Origin of the sequence: Sporocytophaga sp., assembly GCF_017745095.1 — a bacterium.
Taxonomy (GTDB): domain Bacteria; phylum Bacteroidota; class Bacteroidia; order Cytophagales; family Cytophagaceae; genus Sporocytophaga.
Genome location: NZ_JAGHZZ010000023.1, coordinates 22,764 through 42,552 on the forward strand (window position 1 = coordinate 22,764; position 19,789 = coordinate 42,552).

General features: G+C 35.1%; 19 protein-coding genes. 13 read left to right on the forward strand and 6 right to left on the reverse strand.

Features of this window, described 5'->3' with window-relative positions; genetic code table 11:
• Positions 1 to 402 precede the first annotated feature (402 nt).
• Both J7604_RS22635 and J7604_RS22640 read left to right on the forward strand, forming a co-directional pair.
• On the forward strand, positions 403 to 2,040 hold the full coding sequence (locus tag J7604_RS22635; protein WP_293901324.1) for an NADP-dependent glyceraldehyde-3-phosphate dehydrogenase: 1,638 nt from the start codon (positions 403 to 405) through the stop codon (positions 2,038 to 2,040).
• A 51-nt stretch (positions 2,041 to 2,091) separates the two neighbouring features.
• Positions 2,092 to 3,498 (forward strand): rubredoxin, encoded by a 1,407-nt coding sequence (locus J7604_RS22640; protein WP_293901327.1) that lies wholly within the window; start codon positions 2,092 to 2,094, stop codon positions 3,496 to 3,498.
• Between the two features lie 71 nt (positions 3,499 to 3,569).
• Here J7604_RS22640 and J7604_RS22645 read toward each other — a convergent pair whose 3' ends face one another.
• Positions 3,570 to 3,743 carry a hypothetical protein gene (locus J7604_RS22645; protein ID WP_156026791.1) on the reverse strand — a complete coding sequence of 58 codons (174 nt, stop codon included), beginning with the start codon at positions 3,741 to 3,743 and terminating at the stop codon, positions 3,570 to 3,572.
• 346 nt (positions 3,744 to 4,089) lie between these two features.
• Here J7604_RS22645 and J7604_RS22650 point away from each other — a divergent pair, with 346 nt between their 5' ends.
• The 5 genes from J7604_RS22650 to J7604_RS22670 all read left to right on the forward strand — a co-directional run bounded on the left by J7604_RS22650 (position 4,090) and on the right by J7604_RS22670 (position 10,994).
• Entirely contained in the window at positions 4,090 to 5,454 is a 1,365-nt protein-coding gene (locus tag J7604_RS22650) for a TolC family protein (RefSeq protein WP_293901332.1), read from the forward strand.
• 76 nt (positions 5,455 to 5,530) lie between these two features.
• A complete protein-coding gene (locus tag J7604_RS22655; protein WP_293901335.1) occupies positions 5,531 to 6,664 on the forward strand; it encodes an efflux RND transporter periplasmic adaptor subunit in 1,134 nt (377 codons plus the stop codon).
• A 24-nt stretch (positions 6,665 to 6,688) separates the two neighbouring features.
• On the forward strand, positions 6,689 to 9,871 hold the full coding sequence (locus J7604_RS22660; protein WP_293901338.1) for an efflux RND transporter permease subunit: 3,183 nt from the start codon (positions 6,689 to 6,691) through the stop codon (positions 9,869 to 9,871).
• Between the two features lie 116 nt (positions 9,872 to 9,987).
• Positions 9,988 to 10,311 carry a hypothetical protein gene (locus J7604_RS22665; protein ID WP_293901341.1) on the forward strand — a complete coding sequence of 108 codons (324 nt, stop codon included), beginning with the start codon at positions 9,988 to 9,990 and terminating at the stop codon, positions 10,309 to 10,311.
• A 65-nt stretch (positions 10,312 to 10,376) separates the two neighbouring features.
• The gene (locus tag J7604_RS22670; protein WP_293901344.1) at positions 10,377 to 10,994 is read left to right on the forward strand and encodes a TetR/AcrR family transcriptional regulator; all 618 of its coding nucleotides are present in this window, start codon (positions 10,377 to 10,379) and stop codon (positions 10,992 to 10,994) included.
• Between the two features lie 37 nt (positions 10,995 to 11,031).
• Here J7604_RS22670 and J7604_RS22675 read toward each other — a convergent pair whose 3' ends face one another.
• Both J7604_RS22675 and J7604_RS22680 read right to left on the reverse strand, forming a co-directional pair.
• Positions 11,032 to 11,976: a DUF5996 family protein gene (locus J7604_RS22675; RefSeq protein ID WP_293901347.1), complete on the reverse strand. Its 945-nt coding sequence runs from the start codon at positions 11,974 to 11,976 to the stop codon at positions 11,032 to 11,034.
• A 76-nt stretch (positions 11,977 to 12,052) separates the two neighbouring features.
• Positions 12,053 to 12,916 carry an AraC family transcriptional regulator gene (locus J7604_RS22680; RefSeq protein ID WP_293901350.1) on the reverse strand — a complete coding sequence of 288 codons (864 nt, stop codon included), beginning with the start codon at positions 12,914 to 12,916 and terminating at the stop codon, positions 12,053 to 12,055.
• A 95-nt stretch (positions 12,917 to 13,011) separates the two neighbouring features.
• Between J7604_RS22680 and J7604_RS22685 the strand changes: the two genes are divergently transcribed.
• Together J7604_RS22685 and J7604_RS22690 are read left to right on the forward strand one after the other, a co-directional pair.
• The gene (locus tag J7604_RS22685) at positions 13,012 to 13,953 is read left to right on the forward strand and encodes an NADP-dependent oxidoreductase (protein ID WP_293901353.1); all 942 of its coding nucleotides are present in this window, start codon (positions 13,012 to 13,014) and stop codon (positions 13,951 to 13,953) included.
• A gap of 163 nt (positions 13,954 to 14,116) precedes the next feature.
• Positions 14,117 to 15,046: an NAD-dependent epimerase/dehydratase family protein gene (locus J7604_RS22690; protein WP_293901356.1), complete on the forward strand. Its 930-nt coding sequence runs from the start codon at positions 14,117 to 14,119 to the stop codon at positions 15,044 to 15,046.
• 175 nt (positions 15,047 to 15,221) lie between these two features.
• Here the strand turns inward: J7604_RS22690 and J7604_RS22695 are convergent, their stop codons facing one another.
• Positions 15,222 to 15,653 (reverse strand): hypothetical protein, encoded by a 432-nt coding sequence (locus tag J7604_RS22695; RefSeq protein ID WP_293901359.1) that lies wholly within the window; start codon positions 15,651 to 15,653, stop codon positions 15,222 to 15,224.
• A gap of 233 nt (positions 15,654 to 15,886) precedes the next feature.
• On the opposite strand from J7604_RS22695, the gene J7604_RS22700 reads away from it, so the two are divergent.
• The 3 genes from J7604_RS22700 (at position 15,887) to J7604_RS22710 (ending at position 16,562) form a co-directional block, all read left to right on the forward strand.
• Positions 15,887 to 16,120 carry a hypothetical protein gene (locus J7604_RS22700; protein ID WP_293901362.1) on the forward strand — a complete coding sequence of 78 codons (234 nt, stop codon included), beginning with the start codon at positions 15,887 to 15,889 and terminating at the stop codon, positions 16,118 to 16,120.
• Complete coding sequence (locus J7604_RS22705) at positions 16,117 to 16,320, forward strand: hypothetical protein (RefSeq protein ID WP_293901365.1); 204 nt, start codon at positions 16,117 to 16,119, stop codon at positions 16,318 to 16,320. The genes J7604_RS22700 and J7604_RS22705 overlap by 4 nt, the downstream gene beginning before the upstream one ends.
• Before the next feature lie 71 nt (positions 16,321 to 16,391).
• Positions 16,392 to 16,562, forward strand: coding sequence for a hypothetical protein (locus J7604_RS22710; RefSeq protein WP_293901368.1), 171 nt, complete (start codon positions 16,392 to 16,394; stop codon positions 16,560 to 16,562).
• A gap of 24 nt (positions 16,563 to 16,586) precedes the next feature.
• Here the strand turns inward: J7604_RS22710 and J7604_RS22715 are convergent, their stop codons facing one another.
• Positions 16,587 to 17,441, reverse strand: a complete 855-nt coding sequence (locus J7604_RS22715; protein ID WP_293901371.1) for a methylated-DNA--[protein]-cysteine S-methyltransferase — start codon at positions 17,439 to 17,441, stop codon at positions 16,587 to 16,589.
• Between the two features lie 76 nt (positions 17,442 to 17,517).
• Positions 17,518 to 18,423, reverse strand: coding sequence for a DNA glycosylase (locus J7604_RS22720; RefSeq protein ID WP_293901374.1), 906 nt, complete (start codon positions 18,421 to 18,423; stop codon positions 17,518 to 17,520).
• 699 nt (positions 18,424 to 19,122) lie between these two features.
• On the opposite strand from J7604_RS22720, the gene J7604_RS22725 reads away from it, so the two are divergent.
• Positions 19,123 to 19,788, forward strand: a complete 666-nt coding sequence (locus J7604_RS22725; protein ID WP_293901377.1) for a hypothetical protein — start codon at positions 19,123 to 19,125, stop codon at positions 19,786 to 19,788.
• Position 19,789 lies beyond the last annotated feature (1 nt).

Here is a 19,789-nt window from a genome sequence, read left to right on the forward strand (position 1 = left end):
CTGAATTTCAGGTAGCTTTTTTATTGGCTAAATCAATTTATAACACAATTTAATGGTACGTATTATTACGTATATTAAGGGTTTGCTAAAATAAATCTGCACATAAATTAACATGTTGTTTATAAGTAGTTTAATTTAACTTAATAAAATTTTAACTAAATATATTTCACAACTTTATGTGCAAAATATAAAGACAATTGTTAAATATACTGTACTTTTTAAAACAATAACCCCTATTTTAAAAAGGAGTTTTATGAAAAATATATACTTTTAAATATTTTATGTTAACATTTAAGGTCAAATATAATTTACCTTTAAAAAAAGTAAGTAATACTACTTAATTTTATTTTTTTTATTTATGTTTGTTTAAAGACATTATCAGAAACAAAACAGAAATATTCTATGACAACTAAAGATCTGATTTGGTGGAATCTGGAAACACTATTTCCAGTTGAAGAAGAAATCCCTGCACAATACTCTTATGGATCACCAATAAGCCATACAGAGTATTTGATAAATGGGGAGATCCGTCATTGGAATGGGCAAATGCAGGATATTTTTTCTCCAGTTTGTCTTGATACTGATAATGGTCCTGTAAAAAAACTTTTAGGTACTTCTCCATTACTTACCGAAAAGGAAGCATTAGAAGCTCTTGATGCTGCATACCTTGCATATAATAACGGAACAGGTGAATGGCCAACTATGGCTGTTGAAGATAGAATCAAAGCGATGGAAAAATTCGTGGTTGCGATGAAGGAACAAAGAGCTCTTGTTGTGAAAACACTTATGTGGGAAATCGGCAAGACCTTAAAAGATTCTGAAAAGGAGTTTGACCGTACAGTAGAATATATCATCGACACTATTGATGCATACAAAAATCTTGATAGAGACTCTGCTCAATATGAATTTGAACAGGGAATCATTGGCAAAATCAGAAGGTGCCCGCTTGGTGTGGTATTGTGTATGGGACCGTTTAATTATCCTTTAAATGAAACCTTCACCACGCTAATTCCAGCATTGTTAATGGGTAATACGGTCTTATTTAAACCGGCAAAGATAGGGGTATTGCTTCACAGACCGCTTCTGGAAGCATTCAAGAATTCTTTCCCTAAAGGTGTTATCAATATTGTTTTTGGAAGGGGGCGTGAAACAGTGGGGCCATTGATGAAAACCGGTAAAATAAACGTACTTGCATTTATTGGTACCAGCAAATCTGCTAATATCTTAAAAATGCAGCATCCTAAGCCAAACAGACTTCGTTCGGTCCTGGCACTAGAAGCAAAAAATCCTGCTATTGTTTTAGACCATGCTGATATAGATCTGGCGGTTAATGAATGTATCCTTGGGGCCTTATCCTATAACGGACAAAGATGTACTGCATTAAAAATCTTGTTTGTTCACAATTCTGTTGTTGATGAATTTAATTATAAGTTTACTGAAGCACTTGGAAAATTGAAATGGGGAATGCCATGGGAAAAAGATGTACAGATCACTCCTTTGCCAGAGCCTGAAAAACCAGCATTCTTAAATGAATTGATTGAAGATGCTATTTCAAAAGGTGCATCCATCATCAATGAAGGAGGAGCAACTGTGCATCAGACTTTTTATGCTCCTGCAGTTGTGTATCCTGTTACGAAAGATATGAAACTATATCATGAAGAACAGTTTGGTCCGGTAGTACCTATAGTTTCCTTCGAAAAGATTGAAGAAGTAATTCAATATATGGTGGAGTCAAATTATGGACAGCAAGTCAGTCTGTTTGGAACGGATCGTGAAGAAATGGCTGGCCTTATTGACAAGTTTGTAAATCAGGTTTGCCGTGTAAACATTAACAGTCAGTGTCAGCGTAGTCCCGACGTATATCCGTTTAACGGCAGAAAAGATTCGGGAGAAGGTACTCTTTCTGTAGTAGATGCTCTGCGGACCTTTAGTATTCGAGCTATGGTAGCGGCAAAAGAAATCTCTGCCAATAAAGAAATGTTGAGAGGTATCATAAAAGACCGTCAATCAAACTTTATGTCTACTGATTTTATATTTTAATAAAATTGACAATGACTCATTAATTAATACTCAATCCTGTCAAAAAGAACTATGGAAGAGGTAATCAGAATACTAACAACCGGTGGAATTATATCTCCGGGAGAGCTTGAGAAAATTGCTCTGAGTGCCAAAGAACATAATTGCTCGGGCATTAATTTCGGTTCAAGGCAGGAAATATATTTAACCTGCCCAGATAAAACAGCTAATAAGCTCAAAGATGACCTGAAATCATTAAGCTTTTTCTGTGAATCATCCTCCGGACAACATTGCAATATAGTAACATCATCTGCAAGCGTAGGATTATACCCATCTACAATATGGGTAACTGCTGATACTTTTTTTGATGTACTGGAGGAGTTTGACTATCAGCCTAAGCTTAAAATCAATATAACTGACCCTGCACAAAGACTGATACCTCATTTTACCGGACATCTGAATTTTATAGCTTCTCATCATCGCAACTACTGGTTTTTATATGTTCAGCTCCCAGGATTTGCGCTGCGAGAACTATGGCCTGCATTGATTTATATAGATGATGTAGCTCCTCTTTCAAAAAAAATTGAGGAACTGTATTATAAAAATAAGCCTGCTGATCTTAATGAAGTTTTTAATAAGATAACAACAGACGTTATCAGCAACAGTAGAGCTGTAGATGGTAATTGTAATATTGTCAAAGGGTCTATACCATACTATGAAGGCCTTAACCCTATGGCTGGTGTTTATTGGCTTGGTATATACAGGAGAAATTATGAATATCCGATTGAATTTATACTTGATGTTTGTGAAATATGTAATGAGGGTCGAATTGGTAAAATTAATCTGACAACTTGGAAATCATTGCTTATAAAAGATATAAAGGATGAAGAGCGAATAAAATGGGAGGTACTTTTAGGTAAGCATGGAATCAATATCAGACATTCTGCGCTTGAGTTGCATTGGCAATTGCCTGATCTAAACCCGAAAGCACTGGAACTCAAAAATAAACTTGTAAATATTTTTGACAGAAAGGATATCAGGACATATGGAATTTGCTTTGGAATAAGTACAAAGGATTCTGACAGTTATGGAAACATTATTATCAGATTCAATTCCAATGAGGCTCAAAATACTTATTCCATATTCCACACTGAAGATTTTGATCCCACCAATGCAGAATTGATATCATTTGCAGAAAGTATTACGGAAAATGAACTGGCAGAAAAGCTTCAAAGTCTTTGTCTTATTTTTTATTCGCAGCTAAACAAGAAAAAAGAGGATGAGGCTCCTGTTCAAACAAGATTGCTTAAACCTGAGATAGATCTTTTTCAGTGTAAAACCTGCTTTACGATATATAATCAGACAATAGGTGATGTGGTTGCTGGCATCAATCCAGGTGTGCCATTTAATCTACTTCCTGATAATTATTGTTGTCCGGTTTGTGAAGGTGAAAAAGAAAGTTATATAAAAATGGTTTCTTAAAAATATTCTATAATCCAAGGTTGCCAAAGAGGGAGTCATCGGGAAACCGGTACTTCCTCGTTTTTTAAAAGCTATTCCTCTTCCTTTTTTAGAAAATTTCTCACAACCTGTCTTAGATTCTCTTTAAGTTTAATATTATCCTGAGCAATTTTTTTTGTTTGCCCTTTCAATAATGACTTTCTATAGATTAATTGATTTTCAAGATCTTGTTTCTTATCCTTTCTAAACGGAGAATCTTCTGACATATACTAATTAAATTGATAGACCAAAACTATCATTTTCGTCTATTATAACCTATAGATCTACCCTTATTTTTGATTTAGAATATCAATTTCATTTTTTAACAAACCGTAAATAATTCAACTTTTTAACTGAATTAATTATAGTCAGAATAATTTTTTTTTGATACATTTTTTTTGAAATATATCCCCAAAAAAATAATTCAAAACTTTTCGAATATTTTATTAAAATAGTCGAAAAGTTAATTTACATTTGCTTTATCATTTACTCAACCAAATTAGTCAATTGTTCGAAAGTTACCATTCAAACAAATAAATTATTGATAATTAGTGATTTAGTTTTATGTATTTTATGAGAGTTATTTATTGTTTGCTTTTTTTTATCGGTATTGTCAATAGTGTCAGGTCTCAGACATCGTCAGACGGACCAACCTCCTTTTCTTTAAAAGAGGCTATTGATTATTCTATGGACAATAGTTTTAATGTTAAAAATTCAGTTTTACAGAGAAACATGACCTCAGCTAAAAAAGGTGAGGTGAGGTCTTTATTGCTTCCTCAAGTGAGTGGAAATGCAGATTTCAATCACTTCTTTCAGGTACAAAAGAATATTCTAGAAGGAGGAATTGGCTTGATGACTTCAGCAGCTCCAGGAGCTGTTGTTCCACTCCAACTTGCCCTGCCAAATCAACTTGTTCCTTCGGTTTCTGCATCTCAGGTACTATTTGATATGGCACATTTCTCCGGCCTGAAGGCTGCAAATGCTTCAGAAGTTATAGCCGATCAGACTATAAAAAAGTCTCAGATTGATATGACTGTAAATGTAACAAAAGCATATTATGGTGTACTTGTGAATGAGAAACAACTGAAGGCAATTCTCAAGAACCTTGAAAGGATGGACTCTTTATATAAAGAGACAATTGCCCGCTATGAAACAGGTCTTGCCAGAAAGATAGACGTGAGCAGAATTGAAGTAAGTCTTAATAACATGAGAGAAGAGAAGGAAAAGACAATCAGGGCAGTTGAATTAAGTCGGGCCATATTAAGGTATCAGATGAACTTGCCAGAGGAAAATCCATTGGTTCTTACAGATTCATTATCTGAAAACGTATTGCTGGAGGTAGAGCAAATCCTCAATTCAAAACAAAAAGTTAACTATTCAAACAGAATTGAATACTCCATTATTGAGTCTCAAAAAAAATTAAGCAAGTTGGATCTGCAGGCCACGAGGGCTGGCCATTATCCAAGGCTTTTTGCAGTTGCTTCTACAGGATATACTCCTTCGGCTTCCAAGATTGAAAACCTTACTCAAAGTAGTCGTTGGTATCAATATTCATCTGTTGGGCTAAGATTACAAGTACCTATATTCTCGGGCTTTGCTACGCACTACAAAGTACAGCAAAAGAAAATAGAAGAAGAGGTGATTGATAATAATAAAGTTGCATTAGAGAAAGGAATCAATCTAGAAGTAGATCAGGCTTTGATCAATCTGGAGAATAGCATGCAATCTTTAAAGATTCAGAAAAGGAACCTTGATCTTGCGCAAGAAAACCTACAGGTATTAAGAGCTGAATATGAACATGGAATTGCTCTCAACATAGAAGTCACGACAGCAGAGGCTTCTTTGATAGATGCTCAGACAAGTTATTATAACGCATTATATGGAGCCTTGCTTTCAAAAGCAGACTATGACAAGGCAATGGGGAATATCAGGAAATAAAAGCTGAATCGCTCCTCATTTAATAATTAGGTAACAAATTGATTTAAGAAAACACAAATAACCAGAATATACTCCAATGGATATGAATAAAAATCTATTATCAGGTGCTTTTTTGTTAGTAGGATTAGCAATACTGGCTTTTTCATGCAAAGGTCCAGCTCCAAATATGCAGGCAACAAACGTTCCTGTAAACCTGCAGAAGGTAAATTTTGAAGATGCCGTTTATCATAGTTTCTATCCGGGAAATGTGGTAGCATTGGATGAAGTGGAAATAAGCAGTGAGGTTAGCGGTTTCATAACAGATATATCTTTCCAAGAAGGACAGCTAGTCAGAAAAGGGCAGAAGTTATACGAAATTGAGCAAAGTAAATATGCTGCCTCTAATGCTCAAGCAGAAGCCAATGTAAAGATTGCCAAGGCTAATCTTGAAAAAGCGAAAAACGATGCAAAGCGTTATAGCGAACTTGGACAAAGAGGAATGGCAACTCAGCAGAAACTTGAATACTCAGCAACAGATCTTGAAAATGCAGAAAACCAGCTTGCAGTTGCAGAAGCTGAACTATTAAGAGCCAAGACCGATTTAAGACATGCAACTATATACGCTCCATTTGACGGAACAATTGGTATTTCTCTGGTAAAAAAGGGAGCCTTTGTTACAGGAGGGCAAACCAGGCTCAATACAATTTCATCCAACGATCCTATTGCTGTTGACTTTGTAATCAGTGAGAAGGAGATCAATAGATTCCTTGAATTAGAGAAAAGAAAAGTTTCCAAGACTGATTCCTTATTTACAATTGTATTACCAGATGGCAGTGTTTATAATCATCCAGGAAAAATTCTCTTTCTTGACAGAGCTGTAGATAGACAAACAGGAACATTAAAAGTAAGGCTTACATTCCCTAATGGTCAAAGAGGACTGAGAGCAGGAATGAGCTGTAATATAAGAGTTGAAAACAAGAATGCATCAAAGCTGCCTGTTATTCCTCAAAAGTCAGTGACTGAGCAAATGGGAGAATTCTTTGTATATGTTGTAAGTCAGGATACAGCAAGACAACGTAAAATTAAGCCAGGTCCGGTCATTGGTCATAATATTGTTATATATGACGGCCTATCAGAGGGCGAAGATATTGTTGTTGATGGAGTACAGAAACTTCGTGATGGTTCTGCTGTAGTAATCAATACAGAGAAACCGACAGCTTCAGCTAAATAATCTTAGGTTTAAAAGGCAAAATTTATGATAGCAGATATATTCATTAAAAGACCGGTAACAGCAATTGTAATATCGGTTGTTATCACAATCGTAGGGATACTTACGCTGATAAGCCTTCCGGTAAGTCAGTATCCTGAAATTACGCCACCATTGGTTCAGGTAACAGGTGCTTTTTCAGGAGCAGATGCCCAGACTGTGGAACGTACTATGACAACTCCTATAGAGTCGCAAGTGAACGGTGTTCCAGGAATGTCATACATTCAAACCAATGCAACGAGTGACGGAAGTATGACTATGAACGTTACGTTTGATGTTGGTACAAATGTGGATATTGCAACATTGGATGTTCAGAACCGTGTGAGTGTCGCTACTCCCCAGCTTCCAGATGATGTAAAAAGAGTTGGTCTTACAGTCAGAAAGCGTAATCCATCTATTCTGATGCTCGTTGCTTTGTATTCTCCAAAAGGGACACACGATATTAAATTCCTTGATAACTATGTAAACATTTACATAAAAGATGCGCTCTTAAGGGTGAAAGGAGTAGGAGATATTTTCAGCAGAGCGGATAACTTCAGTATGCGTGTTTGGTTAAAACCTGATAAACTTGCTCAATACGGAATTACAGCAAGCGAGGTAATTACCAAGCTACAGCAACAAAATATGCAAGTGGCAGCAGGTTCTACTGGTGCCGCTCCCCAGGCTAATGATCAGGCATTTGAATATACCATTCAGATCAATGGTATGCTTGAGAAAGAATCGGACTTCCAGAATATTGTAGTACGCACAAAGCCTCAAGATGGATCTATTGTATATCTGAAAGACGTTGCAAGAATCGAACTAGGTAAATACAATTATGCCAATAACAACTTTGTAGATGGTATGAGATCATCCTACCTTCTTATTTACCAGGCTCCAGGTAGTAATGCAATGGAAGTGGCTGAAGGAGTTACCAAGGCTATGGACGAATTGAAAAAATCATTTCCTTCTGATGTGCAGTATGTGGTACCATTTGAATCAGTTTCGGTTGTGGATGTTTCAATCAATGAAGTGGTACATACACTTGTTGAAGCCTTGATATTGGTTGTAATCGTTGTATTCCTCTTTTTGCAAAGCTGGAGAGCGACATTGATCCCGATACTGGCTATACCGGTTTCCATTATAGGTACATTCATTTTCTTCATCCCGTTAGGATTTACAATAAATACATTGACCTTATTCGGATTCGTACTTGCCATTGGTATAGTTGTGGATGATGCCATTGTGGTGGTGGAAGCTGTACAGCATTATATTGATCACGAAGGTCTTTCTCCTAAAATGGCAACTATAAAAGCCATGAAGGACATTTCAGGACCTGTAATAGCCATTGCTCTTATTCTTGCGGCTGTGTTTGTACCTGTAGGATTTGTACCTGGTATTGTCGGAAGATTGTATCAGCAGTTTGCAATTACAATTGCAGTTTCCGTATTGATTTCAGCCTTCGTGGCTTTATCGCTTACACCGGCTTTATGCTCATTGCTTCTTAAACCGATGCATCTGGATGAGAATTCAAAAGGATTGAACAAATTCTTCTTTAAATTCAATAACTGGTTTGCAAGAGTTACAGCTTCTTATTCTTCTGGTGTTCAGAAGACAATTAAAAAGGCACCTTTAGTACTCGTATTATTGGTTTGCCTGTTTGCAGGAACAGTAGGAATGTTTAAAGCGAAACCAACAGGTTTTATTCCAACAGAAGATGAAGGTCGTTTGCTGATCACATTTGAACTTCCTGAAGCATCATCCACAACAAGAACAGTAACAGTGTTGAAAAAAATGATGGGAATCATAGACGGAATACCAGCTATTCAGCACTATGCAGCCCTAGGAGGGTTGAATGCAATCACCTTTGCTTCGAAATCTAATAGCGGAACTTTATTCTGCCAGCTAAAACCATGGAAAGACAGGAAGGATAAGTCTATGCAGGTAGAAGCCATTATCGGACAGCTTCAGAAAGGGTTCTCGGAAATTAAAGAAGCTAACATCATTGTTATTCCACCTCCACCAATTCCAGGTTTAGGTAATGCTTCCGGTTTTAGTTTTGTATTGGAACAAAGAGAAAGTAACGATGATATTAAAGGTTTTGAAAAAGTGGTTCAATCATTTGTGATGGAAGCTAACAAGAGACCTGAAATCGCAAGAGCCTTTACTTTCTTTACAGCAAAAGCTCCTGGTTATAAAATAAATGTAGACAGAGCAAAATGTGAATTGATGGGTGTGCCTGTCACTGAAGTATTCAGTACCATACAGACCTATATGGGAGGGAAATATATCAATGATTTCACTGCATACGGACGTACCTTCAGAGTGGTGGCACAGGCAGATACTTTATATAGAAAAGACATGAATAATCTTGATCAATATTATGTAAGAAATAATAAAGGTCAGATGATACCTTTAAGTACACTTGTTTCGTATACAGTTATTGAAAGTGCACCGGTTGTGCCGCATTATAATCTTTTCAGGTCTGCTGAAATAAATGGCGTACCTAAGCCTGGTTTTAGCAGTGGTGAAGCCATCGTTGCTTTAAAAGAAGTAGCGGAACAAGTATTACCTGCAGGTTATGGATACGAGTTTTCCGGATTGAGCAGAGAAGAAATTAAGTCAGGGTCAACTACAGTATATATATTTGCGTTATCTGTACTGTTTGTATTCTTATTCCTTGCAGCTCTATATGAGAGCTGGTCTGTACCATTCTCTGTAATGTTAGCTGTGCCTCTTGGAGCCTTTGGTGCCATACTTACGCTTACATTGCTTCCTAAACTGAGCAATAACGTATATGCTCAGATTGGTTTGATTACACTTATCGGACTAGCAGCTAAAAATGCAATTCTTATAGTGGAATTTGCGAAAGAAAGAGTAGATCATGGAATGGAGATTGTTGCAGCAACTCTTGAAGCGGTAAGACTTCGTTTACGTCCGATCCTTATGACATCTTTTGCGTTTATACTTGGAGTATTGCCTTTGGTGGTAGCAACAGGTGCAGGAGCAGTTTCAAGACAGACGATAGGCTGGACAGTCTTTGGTGGGATGCTTGCGGCAACAGGTTTGGCAATATTTATAGTGCCTGTTTTGTTTGTTGTGATTTCAAAAATTGCTTACAGAAATAAAAAAGTTGTTTCTGAAGCACAAGGTGAATTTCAATTAAACAAAGAATTGATATCAGAAAATTAGAGCCCGCTACGGTCTTTTGTTTTCAGAAGATTGTACCTGGTTAATTTGTGTTTATTTGTAATTTCCCTCTGCCTATGCAGGGGGAAATATTTTCTTCCAATAAAAATAGTCCAGTTATGAAAAGAGAAATCACATTTCAGGTAAAATCAGCATGGTTGTCTCGCATGTTTTTCGGTGCATCTCAGTATTCTTATTTTAATACTAATCCAATTGATGATTATACGGTATTTTTAAATACTAAAATAGGATCCTTGTCATGGGGAAAGAACAAGAAAGAAGCTAAAGAAGATTTTGCAAAAAGTTTTAGAATCCTTTTAGAACTTTATGATATAAAGCTCCCTTTAAAATATATTCAGGAGCAACTGGAAAATGAATCGCAGACGAATATGCAAGCAGTAGAAAAATGGTCACAGTATTCTGAATTTCCTGCCAACTGGTAGTGTAAGCTTTTTTTGTAAAAAGATCAAAAAAAAATGATAAATTTAGAGTTTGAAAATATTTTTGAATGACTGAAAAAACGAAATCGGAAGATTCTTCAAAGCTTGATATCATTCTGAACGCTGCCCAGAAAAGGTTCGGGCACTATGGTTTATGTAAAACCACCATGAATGAAATCGCTGCAGATGTGGGAATGGGTAAGGCTTCTCTTTACTATTATTTCCCCGATAAAGAAGCTGTTTTTCAGGCTGTAATTCAAAAAGAACAGGAAGAGTTTCTGGCAGAAATGAAAAAACATATGAATGCCGAAACGGACGCCGCTTCACAACTTAAGCATTATGTGAAATACCGTCTTGATTATTTTCAAAACCTCCTCAACCTTTCCAAACTTAAAACAGAGTCATTTTTTAATTCAAAGCCAATTTTTGGAAAAGTTGTTGAAGACTTCTACAAACTTGAAATAGAACTGGTCGGCGACATTATTCAGACTGGTATTGATAAGCAGGAATTTCGTGAAGTGAATAAAGAAGAATATGCACTCCTGTTGATGAATATATTGCAGGGGTTAAGACTCATTAGGATTAAGTATAAAGCTATGGCAGAGTTTGATTCTGAAGATGTAGCCTATCTTAAGGAAAATAATGACAAAGTAATCTGTATGTTCATTAAAGACCTCAAAAAATAGTTATTCATAAACAACAATAAGGTCCCCGTTTATTTCATTATTTGTAACAGATCAGACCTTCATCCCAGTTATTAAGCTTTGCAGATGCTATGAATACTGCCTTAAAGAAAGATAGTATCATTTCTTTGGGCGATTCTGATTCTCTTACCTTTTCATAAGGTAATATAAATTCCCCTAATGTTTCATTGTAATAAGCTCCCTCTGACATTTTTGCAGTACTAAATTTATCCGGTTGAGGATAGGCATAAGCATAAAAGGCTGGCTCTCCAAGTCCAAGGCCTGGCCAGAAACCATAACTGCTCAATTCTTTTGAATAGGCTTCTACCATTACTTCTTTGCTTATATTGGGCACTCCCGGATGTGTAGGAGCATGTTTGCCGGAGAAGAAGGTTACCGCAAGATCCATCGCTCCCCAGAAGAAATGAACAGGACTGCTCTTTCCAGTAAACTCGGATCTGAAAACCCTCATTACATGATCAGCACATAAGAGAATTTTGTGAAATGTTTCAACATACTTTTTATCATATGTCTTGTGAGTAAAATCCCTTTCAAAAGGAATTCTTTCTTCCATTTCAACAGGAGTTGTCCAGATATTAATATCTATCCCCAAATGTCTTAGTTTTTCTTTTGTTTCTATATAGAAATCTGCAACAGACCTTGAGTATAGATCCAGGCTGTCAAACTTACCTTCATTGGTTTTGATATACAGTTTATGGTCTATAAAATCAAAATCTATTTGAAAGTATGAGTTGTGGTAAGGGATAAGTCCCGTTGTTAGGCCTTCTGCTGTGGGAGTAAAAGTAATATGCCACCAGTGATTAAGCTTAGGGGAGAAGCTAAGTTTTATTTTCCCTACAATCTGCATCCACAGATGAAGGGTTTTATAGGTTTTGATCCAGTCATCCAAAACCAAAGGTGGCCATGGATTTTCCCTTTCAGATATCAGAATATTATTGGAACTTTTATATAGAAAATTTTTCATAACCTCTTTTGTAATTAACTTTTGAAAATATTCAAAGGTTTTCAGAGGAGGTTATATCCCTTATATAATCAGCGAACTACAAAAGATTGGGTGATTTTTTTCGGAAGTCTGAAGGGGTAGTTCCCTTGTATTTTTTAAAAATTCTGTTCAGATGACTTTCATCCGTGAATCCTAATTCAAATGCAATTTCATTTATTCTAAGATCACTATATCGGAGCCTGGTTTCTACAAGTTGAAGTTTGTAATTGGTAATATATTGCTGAAGATTTTCTCCAGTGTGCTTTTTGAAATATTCTCCCACGTATGATTGGGAAAGATTAAAATGTGTAGCGATTTGCTCAGTTTTCAGCATTTCAGGTTTATAAATATTACTTTGAACATATCTTACCATAGATAACATCGCTTCAGATGATCCTTTCTCCTGCAGCTTTAAAGGGAAAGTCCTTGAGATGCTTCTGGCAACGAGCACAATAACCGTATTTACAAGCTGAACTATTACTTCCTGATGATAGACGTCTCTATTGATATATTCCTTAATAAGGCTGTCTACGATGTTCTTTACCAGTATCCGGTCCTCAATATTTTTTAGGATACAACCGGGAAGGTTACTCGCATTCTGAAAAATAAATTCAAGTCTTGATGTCCATGCTTCGAAATATGAAGGGTCCTTTTGCTCCTTTGATTTTAAATAAATATCTCCAAATCTTAAATAAAAGAATTTAGTTGTCTTTTCAATTTCAAAGGAATGATGGTCTTTGGGAGTTAATAAAAAAAAGTGGCCCTTTGAGTAGTCAAACTTGTTTTTATTAATGCATTGCTTGCCGGTGCCATCAATTATATAAACAAGTTCAAAGAAGTTATGAGAACGTCCGGATACAGGAGCTTCGTCCAGTTCCTGAAAAAAAATCTCGAAAGGTTGATATATATTTTCCTTAACCATTTGCCTTTAAATTTACAGGATAAACCTGAGAAAGTACAAGAAGAGGTATATAATTTCCTTGTTCTTTTGTAATATAAATTTAACAACAAAAAGATATGAAAGCATTTATAATTAACGAATTTGGTGGCCCGGAAAAACTTATTCCTACTAATATTAATATGCCATCACCTGGAAAAAACGATGTATTAATCGAGGTTAAAGCATTTAGCATTAATCCGGTTGATGTAAAAACCAGATCAGGTAAAGGACTTGCAGGAAGATTTAAGGATAACTTACCACTGGTCCTTGGATGGGATATATCAGGTATAGTAAGGGAAGTTGGAGATGAGGTAACAAATTTTGCGAAAGGTGATGATGTATTTGGAATGGTAAATTTTCCGGGACTGGCATCTGCTTATGCTCAATATGTTGTATCCCCTGCAGATCATATAGCTAAAAAACCTTCCAATATTACTCATGAGGAAGCTGCTGGTGCAACCCTGGCTTTATTAACAGCATGGCAGGCATTGGTGGATAATGCCAAGGTAAAATCAGGACAAAAGGTACTTATACACTCTGCAGCCGGCGGGGTAGGGCATTATGCTGTTCAGATTGCAAAATATCTGGGGGCATATGTTATAGGGACATCTTCTATAGAAAACAAGGATTTTGTACTTAGTCTGGGAGCAGATGAACATATCGATTACAAGTCTCAACGATTTGAAGAAATTGTTAAGGATGCAGATTTTGTATTAGACACCATGGGTGGTGATAATGCTTCCAGATCATTACTATCAACAAAAAAAGGTGGAACGGTCATTAGTATACCTTCCGGCTTGCAGGAAGGTTTGAAGGAAAAAGCAGAAGAGTTAGGAGTAAATGCTTATAACTTCCTTGTAACTTCTAATGGAAAAGATATGGAGGAACTTGCAAGACTTCTAGAGAAAGGAATTATAAAATCACACATCTCAAAAACATTTTCATTTGATGATATCCAGTCTGCTCACAAACAAATAGAGACGGGCAAAACAAGAGGAAAGATAGTTGTAACATTGTAATCAAATTAAATATTATATCATTCATTATAGCTTTTAAGATTGAATATCTTAAAAGCTATTTGAATTTATACACATTGAAAATATTATCTAAAAAGGATAACTTAAATCTGATATAAAACGAAAAATTTTCAGATCTTTCAGAACTTAATTCAACTTAAAACATATGCAAACAATATTAGGCTCCGGTGGTGCAATAGGAGTAGATCTTGCCAAAGAACTTTCATCATACACAAAGGACATCAGACTGGTAAGTCGTAATCCGAAGAAAGTAAATCCGGAAGATCAGCTATTCCCTGCAGACTTATCAGATCCGTCTTCTGTAGACAAAGCAATACATGGATCAGATATTGTTTATCTAACCATCGGATTCGAATATAAACTAAGTGTATGGAAACAAAAGTGGCCTCCGTTGATCAATCATGTAATTGATGCCTGCAAGAGATATAATGCTAAGTTGGTTTTCTTTGATAATGTATACATGTATGATCCTGATTACATAGGAAATATGACAGAAGAAATACCTGTAAAGCCATCAAGTCAAAAGGGGAAGATTCGTGCTGCCATTGCAGACAAGATCATGAAAGAGACTAAAAATGGGCTTACAGCCCTCATAGCAAGGTCTGCAGACTTCTATGGTCCTTCTATAAAAAACAGCGTAATGAATGAGCTTGTATATAAAAATTTAAGGAAAGGCAAGGCTGCAAACTGGATGGCGAATGTAAATAAAATTCATAATTTTACTTATACTCCTGATGCTGCCAAAGCAACAGCCATGCTAGGCAATACACCTGAATGTTACAATCAGGTTTGGCACTTACCGACTGATGCTACTAAAATAACCGGAAAACAATGGATAGAACTTTTTGCTAATGAATTGAAAATTACTCCTAGATACATGGTATTACCATCATGGTTAATAGGAATTCTGGGTTTATTTGTACCGATAATGAAAGAATTAAAAGAGATGAACTACCAGAATGAAAGAGATTATTTTTTTGACAGCAGCAAATTTGATAAGTATTTTAACTTTAAACCAACAACTCCGGAAGTAGGAGTGAGAAATGTAGTAAAGGCCGATACAGGAGGCTTCTAATTGGGCTGACCACCAGACTTTCTTTCGTTAAAATTGCTTCTTAAAGAACTCTGATAAATTATTGAGATTATAACTGAATATTGATAAGATAAGGAATAATAACGAGTGGAATACATAAAAAAAACAAGCCATCACCGGGACGAGATGGCTTGCTGAAAACAGGACAAATTAAACCTTACTTGTTATGCTTCTGTCCCTTTCCATTATTTGGGGAACCATGATTATGTTGCTTGTTTTTCAGTTCCTTATATTTGGTTAATTGATCAGCTGTTAATATTTTCTCAATTTCACCTTCACTGCTGGTTTTTAGAGCTTCCATTTCCTGATGCTCCGCTTTTTTATCTGTTGCAGTTTTATATTTTGCTCTTATTTCCTCAGCCTTTTGCTCCTGAGTTAAAATGATTGTTTTAACCTGGCCTGTCTGGTCTGCTGTTAATGACAATTCTTTAGTTAGTCTTTGTGCATGTGCTTCTGCTCTTTCTTCCGGAGTTTTTTGCTCATGACCACCACCATTATGCTGATGTCCCTGATGTTGTCCCTGATTCTGAGCGAAAGAAGTAAAGGCTATAAATGCAGAAAATATAACCGTTGATAATATCTTTTTCATTGTTATAGTGGTTAGATTGATTTTACTAAGGCTAAATTACTTCAATCACGTGAGGAGGTTGGCAAGAATAGACAAAAAGGAAATTTTTATATACCAAATAGACTTTATCTGGCAGATTAACTCTTATTATTTTCCTTGAAATTAAATTGATTAATTTGAAATAGCCTATTAAGAAACCTTCAATTAAATTCACCAGTATTAATTTCTACCTTTAAAGTCTTGAATACAATAAAATGCGGCTACTAAGTTTAAACCTGTTAATACTGATTATATTAAATACCCATCTATGTCAGGCTTTTAATTTAATTGAAAAAGATTATTCCATTAATATTCCTGAAGGTTGGAATGCAATAGCAAAGGATAAACTAGATGATTTAAGATCAGGTCATAAAATTGAATTGACCAATTCTATCAGGGGGTATGCACTCAATGACAGTTTGGGAGTGAAATTCCTTATCTCATTTTGAATTATACTCAAATCCCACAATTTGAAATTGCCCTTTTCAAAGATGTAATCAATGAGGAATCGGAAACATTAAATGGATCAGGCATAGAAGAGAATCTTGAAGTTGACAGCTCCCAGTATAAATTCTATTGTGAAACGAAGTTGGGAGATAAGATCGTTTTGATAGGATATATATTAGGAGGCAATGGAATATTTACCTAGACTTTTTCACAGATTCAGCTAATTTTAACCAGGATAAATCAAGGTTTCTGAGCATTTACAATTCTGCAGTTATGAATGAAAAATTCAGGAACATTAATGTTTATAATGAAGAAGTGAAGGCGCATGAAAAAAAAGCAGGAGAACATGCAACCTTTGCAATAATTGGATTTTCTGCATTTTTGATTTTTGTATATATCAAAAAAAAGTTTAATCTTAAATCAGAAAGAAGAATGATACAGTAATATTCAGGTTTGAAATATTCAAATTTAATAGTTATCAGTATTCAATTGACTAGCCTCCCATCCAATCATAGCTTTTTTCCTATGACTACCCCAGCGGAATTCACCAATGCCGCCAACACTCTTAATTACCCTATGACATGGAATTATAAAACCTACCGGATTACTTCCGATAGCTGTTCCTACTGCTCTTGAAGCGTTGGTTTGGTTCATACTTCCTGCAATTTGTCCGTAAGAGGTAAGGACTCCCTGAGGTATTTTTAGTAGTGCCTCCCAAACTTTGATTTGAAACTCTGTCCCTTTTAAATGAAGCTTTATTTTTTCTGCATCAGTAAAATCATTAGCAAAAAAGCGTGCTACCTTGGCTTGATCTTCATCGGTTCCTTCTTTAATATCGGCCTTCATCCATGAAACTTTCAAGTCTTCTATCACACTTTTTTCTTCACCGTCAAAGAAATATAGATTACTAATCCCTTTACCTGTAGAAGCAATTAAATAATTCCCAAATTGGCTATTTCTTAAACTATATCTGATCTTAAGGTTTTCACCTCCGTTTTTATATTCTCCTGGAGTCATTCCTTCTATGTTTACAAAGAGATCGTGTAAGCGGCTGGTTGTTGACAAGCCCGCTTGCTCGGCAGTTTCTGCAAGATTTTTTGAAGCTGAAGTTTCAAGTACTTTTTTAGCGTATCCAATTGTCAGAAACTGCAAAAACTTTTTAGGGCTTACACCCGCCCATTCTGTAAACATACGTTGAAAATGATACGGACTTAAATGAACTATTTCTGCAACCTCTTCCAGGGAAGGCTGGGCTTTTATATTTTTTGAGATGAAATCAATTGCTTTTGCTATTCTGTCAAAATCAAATTTATTGTTGTCCATATGTTGAATCTGCTTTATAAAAGAATATCAAAGATGAAATATTAATTGGCATATTTCAATCTGAATCTTGCGGAATTTAATGGATAGCCAAACTTCTCCATAAATAAATAACGATATAACTTTCCATGTTTTTATATCTTTCAAAAAAGAGTTTAATCTTTTGGGTGTCCTTTTTATCCTCTATAATATCATGATTTATAAGAGCTTTAAGCAATCCTGCATCTCCATGCGGAATGCTGTTCGGATCTCTTATTGTTTTCATAAGGACATAATTGGCTGTCCATGTGCCTATACCACGAAAGCTTGTAAGAAGCTTATGTCTGCTTTCTTCATCAGGCAATGATTGGAGAATACTTTTACTCAATAGCCCATCAGAAAATGCTTGGGCGGTGTTTATTAAATACGCAGCTTTAGCAGAAGAGAATTGCATTGCTTTTAATTCTTCAGCAGAGGCTTGTGCAAGTGCCTTGAAATCAGGAAAAATATAAAATAATGACCCTTCATATTCTAACTTTATTCCAAATCGTTCTACCAATCTTCGTTTTAATTTGTACGCAAAAGAAAGATTGATCTGCTGGCCAATGATACACCAGCAAAGAGATTCAAAGAGGTCAGTAATGCCCATAAGACGAAGACCGTAAAAGTCTTTATACATATAAGATAATTGCTTGTCTTTTCTGAGTGCCTTATAAAATGGCTCAAGGTTGTTATTAAGGTCAAACCATTCAACTACAAAAGATTCAATAAGCTTTTTACTTTTTGCACTTGCTGGCCCAACAACTACTTCAATTTTTATCGTTTTATCCTTTTCATAAATCTTGAGAAGATAATTCTCTTCTCCCAATTGTAAAGCCTTCCATACTGCGTCCTGCTTCACTGTGTGAGCACAGTCATCATAATTTCTGTCCAGAAACCAAAGACATTCTGCAAAACTAAAGAGGGGAGGTTTCTTAACTGTTATGATATTATTCTTAATAACCATTGTGGTAAATTATGTAAATATGATTCTTACCTTTTTAACATTGGAAAGACTTTTATATAATTCAGGATAACAAAAACGCTTGAATGATCTATATTATTCGGATGAAAGTACTGATAGTATAATTACTGATGTTTTATACTTTGTAAGTGTATACCTTGAATGTAATAAATATGACAGATTTTAAATTGATAAAGTTTTAGAAGAATGATTTGTTGAAGTAATGAAAACGTAATAAATCAATATTTAATAGATGTTCTTTTTACAAGAATTAAATTAATTAAATAAAAGGGCCAAGACCACTTTTTTTGATGTGAATAACTTTTTTGTTTACTTTTTACTCATTTATTACATCTTTATCTGTGTTAAAAATTAGAGTAATTATAAATTAATTATTTGTACTGTAGTTTATTAAATAAAAAATCATTTTATTTTTTTTATAATTTATGACACATGTAAATTTAAAGTTCAACAAATAGGTTATTTTTTGTCTTGAAGAATTCCTCTAATATTGTCTTATAATTTTTAACGAAGTAATTATTCAAAAGCTTTTTGTGTTGACTTGTGATTTTTAGAAGTGGATTGATAAAACTGAATTATTTAGCTTTTTGAGTTTTTAGATTGTTCAATTATACTGCAAATGGGATGTAATTTTTAATCCTCCTGCGCAGGAATGTTATGCTTTAATTAAATAATTAATAAATGCTTCATCCATTAAAGTTTTTTGTGTGGGTGGCCTTAGTTGTTGTACTATTCTCTTGTGAAAAAAGGAATTCTCCTAAAGTTGCTGTTCAGGAAGATCCCTTTAATTCAGAAGTCAGAATAATTGACAGCACTACTTGGCACACGTCAGCATCTCTTACTATTCCAGAGTATAAGAATTGGCTTAGGAAACAAAAGGGAATTACTTATGATATAATGAAGAATACTGCATATGATGCTGTAATATGGTATCAACCAGCAGTCCTTGATGTGGCGATGAGCACTAGAGAAAATGTCGATACTTCATTAGATTCATATGAAAAGAATATAAAAACTAAAAGTGGATATCACTACATAAATATTGAAATACTCTATAAAAATCCCTCAGTTAATGATTCTTTTAATAAAGAGCATTTTTACAATTCACTGAAAGATAATCTCTTTTTTGTAAAGGACGGAACTGATACGATTCAAAATTCTATAGTTGAAATTTTTCCATCAACATTAATGGGACAGCCACATCACTTATCAGTATTGATTCCAGCAAACATTTCATTTAAAAGCCTGACAGCAGGCTTGAAAGGAGACATCCTGGGATTTAAAAGAGACTTAAGAATAGATCTTTCAGAAAAGCAATATCAATCATTACCTGAAATAAAATTATAGC